The following is a 4190-nucleotide window of genomic DNA, read 5'->3' on the forward strand; positions in this document are numbered from 1 at the left end:
GTCGGGGTCAGCGGCGCAGGGCGCGGTCGAGGTCGTCGAGCAGGTCCTCGGGGTCCTCCAGGCCCACCGACAGCCGCAGCACGCCGTCGCCCAGGCCGATGGCGGCCCGGCCCTCGGCACCGAGCCGGCGGTGCGTCGTCGTCGCGGGGTGGGTGGCCAGCGACTTGGCGTCGCCGAGGTTGTTGGAGATGTCGATCGTGCGCAGCGCGTCGAGGACCTCGAACGCGCGCTCCTTGCCGCGCCCGTGCGGTGCGTCGAGCTCGAAGGTGACGGTCGTGCCGCCGAGCTCCATCTGCCGCTTCGCGAGGTCGAACTGCGGGTGGCTGGGCAGCAGCGGGTAGCGCACCCAGCGCACGCCGGGGGCCGCCTCGAGGTGCTCGGCGATGCGCAGCGCGCTCGCGGCCGAGTGCCGCACCCGCAACCCCAGCGTCTCCAGGCCCTTGGCCAGCGTCCAGGCGTTGAAGGGGCTGAGGGTGGGGCCGGTGTGCCGGGTGAGCTCGCGGAAGCGGCCGTCGACGAACTCGCTGGAGCCGAGCACCGCGCCGCCCATGACGCGCCCCTGGCCGTCGACGTGCTTGGTCGCCGAGTACACGACGACGTCGGCGCCCAGCGGCAGCGGCCGCTGGCCGAGGGGGCTGGCGAACGCGTTGTCCACGACGACCGCGGCACCGGCCGCGTGCGCGATCCGGCTGACGGCCTCGATGTCGACGAGCGTCTGCATGGGGTTGGCAGGGGTCTCGAAGAACACCGCCTGCGCGGGCGTGGACAGGGCGCGCTCCCACTGCGCGAGGTCCTCGCCGTCGACGAACTCCGTGCTCACCCCCCAGCGCGGCAGGATCTCGTCGAGGACGACGAAGCAGGAGCCGAAGAGGCTGCGGGCGGCCACGACCCGGTCCCCGGCGCCCAGCAGCGCGGCGAGGGCGTAGAAGACGGCCGACATGCCGCTGGCCAGGCCGTAGCAGGCCTGCGCCCCCTCCAGCGCGCGCAGCCGCTCGGTGAACACCGACACCGTGGGGTTGCCGTAGCGGGAGTACACGTAGCGGTCGACGTCACCGCTGAAGGCGGCCTCGGCGTCGGCCGCCGAGGCGTACACGTAGCCGGAGGTCAGGTACATCGCCTCGGCCGTCTCCTCGAACCCCGAGCGCGCGATCCCCGCCCGCACGGCGAGGGTGTCCGGGCGCCAGTCCGGTGCGCCCGCCCGGCTCACGACTGCCGCCAGGGCAGGCCCTCGGCGCGCCAGCCGGCGCCGCCGCGGTGGCCGTCGGCGTCCAGCGGTCCCTCGAAGCCGTCGAGCACGTTGTAGCTGGGGACGATGCCCGCGGCCGTGGCCGCCTCGGCGGCGCCCACCGAGCGCTGCCCGGAGCGGCACAGGAACACCACCGGCCCGCCGCGCTCGGCGGTGACGCCCGCGGCGGCGAGCTCGGCGAGGAAGCGCGCGCCGGGCGCGTCCTCCTCGACCGGCAGCCAGGAGGCGAACACCGGCGCCCGGCCCGTCGCCGTCGTGTCGGGCACGCCGACGAAGCGCCACTCGGCCTCGGTGCGCACGTCCACGAGGACGGCGTCGCCGTCGTCGCGGACGAGCTCGTACGCCTCGCGCGGGGTGAGGTCACCGGCACGACCCACAGGTCCTCCCATCGGTCCTGGCATGAGCACCCTCCCCGTCGGGGGGGGGGTTGCTGCGGCGTCGTCGAGCCAGGTCTCTCGGCCGCTCTGGATGGTCCGGCCAGCGTAGGGCATGGCCGCGCCGCCGGTGGCGGGCTCGCGGAGCTCGCGCCCCGCGCTCCTCAGGCGGGAGCGGGCGCCGGCCGGCCGGCGAGCTCGGCGCGCACGGCGCGGGCCGCGGCGACGAGGTTGCGCAGCGAGGCCGTCGTCTCCTCGTAGCCGCGGGTCTTCAGGCCGCAGTCGGGGTTCACCCAGACCTGGCGCGCGGGGACCGAGGCCACCGCGGCGCGCAACTGCTCGGTGACCTCCTCGGTCGAGGGCACCCGCGGGGAGTGGATGTCCCACACGCCCGGGCCGATGCCGCGCGCGAAGCCCACCCGGGCGACGTCGGCCAGGACCTCCATGCGCGAGCGGGCCGCCTCGATGCTCGTCACGTCCGCGTCCAGGCCGTCGACGGCGTCGATGACCTCCCCGAACTCCGAGTAGCACAGGTGCGTGTGGACCTGGGTGGCGTCCGCGGCCCCGGCGGTGGCCAGCCGGAAGGCGTCCACCGACCACCGCAGGTACGCCGGCTGGTCCTCGGTGCGCAGCGGCAGCAGCTCGCGCAGCGCGGGCTCGTCCACCTGGACGATGCCGATGCCGGCGGCCTCCAGGTCGGCGACCTCCTCGCGCAGGGCGAGGGCCACCTGGAAGGCGGTGTCGGCCAGCGGCTGGTCGTCGCGCACGAACGACCACGCGAGGATCGTCACCGGACCGGTCAGCATCCCCTTCACCGGCTTGGTGGTGCGGCTGCGGGTGTACGCGCTCCACGGCACCGTGACGGGCGCCGGGCGCACGACGTCGCCGAAGAGGATCGGCGGGCGCACGCAGCGCGAGCCGTAGGACTGCACCCAGCCGTGCGCGGTGACGGCGAAGCCCTCCAGGTGCTCGGCGAAGTACTGGACCATGTCGTTGCGCTCGGGCTCGCCGTGCACGAGCACGTCCAGGCCCAGCTCCTCCTGCAGCGCGACGACGCGGTCGATCTCGGTGCGCAGGTAGTCCTCGTAGCGGGTGTCGTCGGAGTCCCCCCGCGCCCACGCCGCGCGGGCGGCGCGGATCCCCGCGGTCTGCGGGAACGAGCCGATGGTCGTCGTCGGCAGCAGGGGCAGCCCCAGCGCCTCGTCCTGGGCGTTGCGGCGCACGGCGTAGTCGCTGCGGCGGAACGCCTCCGGCGTCAGCGCGGCCACGCGTGCGCGCACCTCGCCGCGCACCACCCCGGGGGCGCGGAGGCGGTCGGCCCGGGCCGCGGCGGAGGCGGTCAGCACCTCGCCGACGGCGTCGGGGTCGCGCAGCGCGGTCCCGAGCACGACGACCTCGGCGACCTTCTGGTCGGCGAAGGCCAGCCAGCCGCGCAGGCGCTGCTCCAGCCCGTCCTCGCGGTCCACGTCGTGCGGCACGTGCAGCAGCGAGGTGGACGTCCCGGCCACGACGTGGGCGGCCGCGGCCCGCAGCGGGCGCAGCACCTCCAGCGCGGCGCTCAGGTCCGCGCGCCAGACGTTGCGGCCGTCGACGACGCCGCCCACGACGGTCTTGCCCGCCAGGACCGAGGCGTCGCGCGGCGCCCGGCCGCGCACGAGGTCCAGCGCGAGCCCGTCGACGCCGGTGCGCGCCAGCGGTTCGAGCAGTCCGCCCGGGTCGCCGTAGGGGGTGGCGACCAGCAGCCGGGGACGCCCGGCCGTCGCCGACAGCCGCTCGTAGGCGGTGCGCACCAGGGCGGCCGGGTCCGCCACCCCGGCGGTGGCCGAAGCGCTCACCAGGGCCGGCTCGTCCAGCTGCACCCACTCGGCGCCGGCGGCGGCGTACGCGCGCAGCAGGTCCTCGTAGGCGCCGAGCACGTCGTCCAGGCGCTGCACCGGCGCGAAGCCGGCGGGGCTGCCCGCGGCCGGCTTCGACAGCAGCAGGAACGTCAGCGGCCCCACGACGACCGGGCGGGTGAGGAACCCGTCCGCGAGCGCCTCGGAGAACTCCCGCACGCCGCGGTCGTCGGCGAAGCGGAACCGCGTCGCCGGGGAGATCTCCGGGACGAGGTAGTGGTAGTTGGTGTCGAACCACTTCGTCATCTCCAGCGGGGCGTCCGCGCCGCGACCGCGGGCGATCGTGGAGTACCCGGCCAGGTCCACCCGGCCGTCGGCGCCGACGACGTCGGCGAAGCGCTCGGGCACCGCGCCGAGGGCGACGGCGGCGTCGAGCACCTGGTCGTAGGCGGAGAAGGCCGAGGGGATGGAGGCGTCGTGGGCGGGCAGGCCCAGGGAGTTCAGGCGGCGCACGGTCGCGGCGCGCACACCGGCCAGCGCGGCCTCGGTGGCGGCGAGGTCGGCGCGCCCGGCCCACAGCGCCTCCAGCGCCCTCTTGGCCTCGCGGTCCGCACCGGTGCGGGGGTAGCCCAGCACGGTCGCGCTCCAGGCGGGCGGGCTGCTCGGGCTGCTGGCGGGTCCGGTCATCGGGGGCCTCCTACCGCTGCGACGCGGGGGTTCTCGGTGGTCACGGGG

At 76.2% G+C, this 4190-nt stretch carries 3 protein-coding genes and 1 riboswitch; all 3 genes read right to left on the reverse strand.

The genetic code is table 11. The annotated features are described in order from the left end of the window. Positions 1-7: 7 nt before the first annotated feature. Entirely contained in the window at positions 8-1207 is a 1200-nt protein-coding gene (locus tag GTQ99_RS20475; protein WP_338075155.1) for an O-succinylhomoserine sulfhydrylase, read from the reverse strand. Beyond that, on the reverse strand, positions 1204-1623 hold the full coding sequence (locus tag GTQ99_RS20480; RefSeq protein ID WP_166617549.1) for a rhodanese-like domain-containing protein: 420 nt from the start codon (positions 1621-1623) through the stop codon (positions 1204-1206). The genes GTQ99_RS20475 and GTQ99_RS20480 overlap by 4 nt, the downstream gene beginning before the upstream one ends. Positions 1624-1628: 5 nt before the next feature. Beyond that, positions 1629-1721, reverse strand: a riboswitch (SAM riboswitch). A gap of 63 nt (positions 1722-1784) precedes the next feature. Next, positions 1785-4142, reverse strand: a complete 2358-nt coding sequence (gene metE, locus GTQ99_RS20485) for a 5-methyltetrahydropteroyltriglutamate--homocysteine S-methyltransferase (RefSeq protein ID WP_166617550.1) — start codon at positions 4140-4142, stop codon at positions 1785-1787. Positions 4143-4190: the final 48 nt, after the last annotated feature.

Source organism: Kineococcus vitellinus (genome assembly GCF_009906315.1).
Lineage (GTDB): Bacteria > Actinomycetota > Actinomycetes > Actinomycetales > Kineococcaceae > Kineococcus > Kineococcus vitellinus.